The 4,446-nt window shown below is 63.2% G+C and carries 4 protein-coding genes; 3 read left to right on the top strand and 1 reads right to left on the bottom strand.

Going from position 1 to position 4,446, the window contains the following annotated elements:
* Positions 1–1,183 (top strand): acyltransferase (locus VMI09_04475; protein HTQ23927.1); only part of this gene is annotated, 1,183 nt, incomplete at its 5' end.
* 120 nt (positions 1,184–1,303) lie between these two features.
* On the opposite strand, the gene VMI09_04470 is transcribed toward VMI09_04475, so the two are convergent.
* On the bottom strand, positions 1,304–2,692 hold the full coding sequence (locus VMI09_04470; protein HTQ23926.1) for a DUF2252 domain-containing protein: 1,389 nt from the start codon (positions 2,690–2,692) through the stop codon (positions 1,304–1,306).
* 224 nt (positions 2,693–2,916) lie between these two features.
* Between VMI09_04470 and VMI09_04465 the strand changes: the two genes are divergently transcribed.
* A complete protein-coding gene (locus VMI09_04465; GenBank protein HTQ23925.1) occupies positions 2,917–3,681 on the top strand; it encodes a glucose 1-dehydrogenase in 765 nt (254 codons plus the stop codon).
* Positions 3,682–3,684: 3 nt separating this feature from the next.
* Positions 3,685–4,446, top strand: a 762-nt coding sequence (locus VMI09_04460; GenBank protein HTQ23924.1) for a hypothetical protein, incomplete at its 3' end; no start/stop codon positions are given.

Here is a 4,446-nt window from a genome sequence, read left to right as displayed (position 1 = left end):
TCGGCAAATCGATCTAAAGCAGCCTCGACACGAATCAACGGACAGGCTGCCGGGCCTGGACCTTCTGCGCGCGATCGCGATTCTCTGGGTGATGGATTTCCACGCGCAGGCCTTCCAGATCGTGGCGAGCTCGGACCACGTGGCGAGGTTCGGCTGGATGGGCGTGGATTTGTTCTTCGCGCTGAGCGGGTTTCTGATCGGCAGCCAGCTTTTGCGGCCCCTTAGCAAGGGACAGGCGCTGCGTCCCGTGCCGTTCTATTTTCGCAGGCTCTTCCGGACGCTGCCGCCGTACCTCGCCGTTGTGACTCTGTATTTCATGGTGCCGGTATTTCGCGAGTCTCCCAGGATAGCGCCGCTATGGCAGTTTCTAACCTTCACCGAGAACCTGTTCGTCGATTCCCATCATGCCAGGGCCTTCTCGCATGCCTGGTCGCTCTGCATCGAGGAGCAATTCTATCTCGTGGCGCCGGTCGCGGCATATCTGCTGGCGCGCCGTCCGGCCGGCTGGAAGGTCGTCATGTTATGCATTTCGATCGTGCTCGGCGGAACACTGTTGCGCGCCGCGATCTGGCTGCATGCTCTCGCGCCTGTGGCCGGTGTAATGCATGGATACGGCAATTTCTTTCAGCGTTGGGTGGAACTCATCCACTATCCCACCTGGACGCGGCTCGACGGGCTTTTGGCCGGCGTCGTCGTTGCTATGTTCAAAAGCTTCCGCCCAGGCGTGTGGCACATTTTTATGCGCCGCGGGAATCTGCTGTTGGGCGGCGCTCTCCCCTGTCTCGCCGTCGCGATCTGTCTTTTCCGTGATCAGAGTGCGTTCCTGCCCTCCGTTATCGGCTATCCGATCCTCTCGCTCGGCATGGGATGCCTGGTTGCCGCCGGCGCGAGCCCCTCGAGCCTGATAAGCCGCAGAGCGCTTCCGGGAGTGGGCGCTGTCGCCGCGATGGCCTATAGTCTCTACCTGACCCACAAGGGGGTTTATCATCTCGTCGGCCTGGTGGCAGGCCAGAGCCTGGCGGGTCATTACACACTGGCGATCATGGTTTATGGCGGGGCCGCGCTGCTCGGCGGCGCACTGCTTTATGCATCGGTCGAGCGCCCCGCACTGCTTCTGCGCGATCGTTTTCTGCCGCGAGAGGCGGCGGCTGTGCCACCGTCCGCCGCACGGCAGCTTGCTTAGCGAGGATGCCCATGCTCCCCGCTTGCCTGCGACGGGACCGGAATCGATTTGCGATTGGCGCTCGAAAGGCATCGAGCGAATCCGAGGACGGGAGCCGCGTTCGCGGGTGCCGCAGACGATTTATCTGAGCGCGGTCGCAAGACGGCTTGGACTCAGGTCGCTCTTCAGCCGTCCGCTCCTGACCGCTTTCACAAACGTATCGTAGTCGCGCTCGACCTGATCGGCATACGCCACGGCATAATCTCCAATCGCCTCGTCGAAATGATCGATGCTGCCGAGATACCCGGCTATCATTGCCGCATCGCCCGCCTTGTCGTGTGCGCGGGCCAGGGCAAGCCCACAGAACTTCGCATACATCCCCATAAGCTGCGGAGTCTGCGTCTCGACATCGGGCGCGATCTTCATGTCCCTGAGCTGGCGAACATAGAAGTCGCGGCCTCTTGGTCCTCTGGACCAACCCAGAAAGATGTCGCTGGCGGATTGCATCAGGCGCTGTCCGATCACAACCCGCTGGCCGTTGTGCGCCACGGGTTTGTGACCGGTATAGCGTTCGAGCACGGAAGGGCGCGCCTCCTTGATCTGGAGAAATAATGGATCATCAGGAGCGGCCAGAAGAAGCGCGACGAAGCAGCGAGTCCCTACGCTCCCTACTCCCACGACTTTCAGGGCTACATCGACCGCCTTGTAGCGGTCGAACAGCATGCGGCGCTCTTCCGCGAGGGTTTCGCGATACCGTTTGAAAAAGGCCTTGATGACTTGATCATTTATCAGCGACTTGTCGACGTGGTAGAGGAGCGGCGGCTGGTCGATGATATGCGGCATCCCCCGCTTGGGCGGCGCGGTGATCCTGTTGTACACGTGTTCGTGAGTTTGCTTGCGCGCTTCAGCAATCTTTTTCTTTATCTGTCCGGTCACGTTAGGGTCATGTCCAGCAAACTCACGCAGGTCCTCGAGAGTGATTCTGGAGTACCATGCTTCAAGAACACCGGTCCCAGCGCGCGTTCTCATCGACTCTCGATACGATGAGACGGCCGCAACGGCGATTTCCCTCGCCTGCCTGGAGCGGAATCCGCGCCACCGCGCGGCGATCACGAAGCTTGCGGAGAGGCGCTTGATGTCCCACTCGAAGGGAGCAGGCAGCGTCTCGTCGAAATCGTTGATATCGAAGACGAGATTTCGTTCAGGCGTCGCGAAGCCGCCGAAGTTCATCAGATGACAGTCGCCGCAGGCATGAACATTTATCCCGCTTGACGGCGTGCCCTTGAGGTCGTGCGCCTGTATCAGGGCGGTGCCTCGAAAATAAGCGAATGCGGACTGGAGCATCCGCCCATGACGAATCGGGACCAGGGGCTCCAGTCGGCCCTTGTTTGAAGCCTCGATCAGGCTGACGATGTTGCGCTTGCCCTGTCCGAGAATAACTTTGCCTTGCGATAGGCGAGAGCATTTTTGCCGCAGCGCTTTGCCCGCTTCCATACGTTCGGCGGTCGTACGAAGTTTTATCTGTTTCATGCCGGATGCCTCTGTCCCTGGGGTCCTTCATATAGCGCAACCTACGGTGAAGCTGCGAATTAAAAACTCACCGCGGCTATCGGCGGGCAGCAGCGAAGGCTGCTGCTCACGGGCATCAGCGTGCGAGGGCTCAGCGCGCAGCGATGAATGCCCAACACCGAGTTGCGAAACAGGACCGGAAAATGCAGCATTGGCGCGAACGCGCCAAGGAGGAAAATGCGTCTATGCCGGCGCCGGAGATGTTCAATCTGGACGGCCGCGTCGCCGTGGTTACCGGCGGCAACGGCGGTATCGGCCGCGGGATCGCGCTCGGGCTCGCGGCGGCTGGCGCCGCGGTTGCGGTGCTGGCGCGCAGTCAGGAGAAGAACGAAGCGGTCCTCGGTGAATTGCGCGCGCTCGGCGCCGCATCGATCGCGCTTCGGCTTGACGTGACCGATCGCGCCGCGCTCGCGCCCACGATGGCGGAAGTCGAGCGCAAGCTCGGCCCGATCGATATCCTGGTCAACAACGCGGGCATCGCGCTCCCGGGCGGCGTGCTCAAGGTTGACGCCGCGGCCTGGGACCGCGTGATCGAAACCAATCTCAACTCGTGCTTTCTGCTCTCGCAGATCGCGGCGCGCTCGATGGCGCCGCGCAGGCGCGGCAAGATTGTCAATATCGCGAGCGAGTACTCGCACTTCGGCAATCCGATCCTGCCCTCGTATGCCGCCTCCAAGGGCGGACTCGTCCAACTGACGAAATCGATGGCGGTCGAGCTGGCGGCGCACAATATCCAGGTCAACGCGCTGGTGCCCGGATGGATCGAGAGCGAGCTGACCGCGCCGATGAAAGGCCGTCCTTTTTACGACGAGGTCGTGAAGCGCACGCCGGCCGGCCGCTTCGGCATGCCCAAGGAATGCGCGGGCGCGGCGGTGTTTCTCGCCTCGCGGGCTTCCGATTTCGTGACCGGCGCCACCGTCGTCGTCGATGGCGGCTATGCGGTGCGCTGAGCGATGGCCGCGATCTATCGCGCGGAGGTGATCGGTTCGATGCTGCGGCCAGCGTGGCTCAAGCAGGCGCGCATCGACTTCGCCGCCGACCGCATCGCGACCGCCCAGTTCAAGCGCATCGAAGACCGCGCCGTCAACGAGGCGATCGCGCTGCAGGAGCGCTGCGGCCTCGACGTGGCGAGCGACGGCGAGATGCGTCGGTCGGGCTTCGTCGCGCCGCTGACCGACTACGTCGCGGGTTTCGAGGCGGTCGCGTTCGACACGCGGCGATGGCGCGGCGGCGGGACTGCCGGCGGCGGCGAGGTCAATCTCGCGGTGCCGCTAACAGTCACCGGCAAGCTCAGGCGGCGGCGCTCACTCGCGGCCGAGGAATTCATCTACGCGCGCGGCCGCGCGCAATTGCCACTCAAGATGGCGCTGCCGAGTCCGCTGATGATGGCGCTGCGCTGGTCGCCCGAACATTCGGCGGCGGCCTATCCCGAGCCCTTCGCGCTTTTCGCCGACGCGGTCGATATTCTGCGCGCCGAGGTCGCCGAACTGGCGAGCCTCGGATGCGAATACATCCAGATCGACGCGCCCGAGCTGGCGGCGCTCGTCGATCCCTCGACGCGCGAGCGGGTTTTCGAGGCGCATGGAATTTCCACCGCACGGATGCTCAGCGAGGGAGTCGAGATGGTGAACGCGCTCGCCGACGCGGCCGGCGTCACCTTCGGGCTTCACCTGTGCCGCGGCAACAACGCCGGTCACTGGCTGAGCGCGGGCGGG

This window comes from Candidatus Binataceae bacterium, assembly GCA_035500095.1.
Lineage (GTDB): Bacteria > Desulfobacterota > Binatia > Binatales > Binataceae > JAKAVN01.
This window is presented reverse-complemented; position numbering and strand designations above follow the sequence as displayed.

Excerpts from the sequence above, each read along its gene's own strand:
- VMI09_04470 (HTQ23926.1), bottom strand. The coding sequence starts at position 2,692 with ATGAAACAGATAAAACTTCGTACGACCGCCGAACGTATGGAAGCGGGC.
- VMI09_04465 (HTQ23925.1), top strand. The coding sequence starts at position 2,917 with ATGCCGGCGCCGGAGATGTTCAATCTGGACGGCCGCGTCGCCGTGGTT.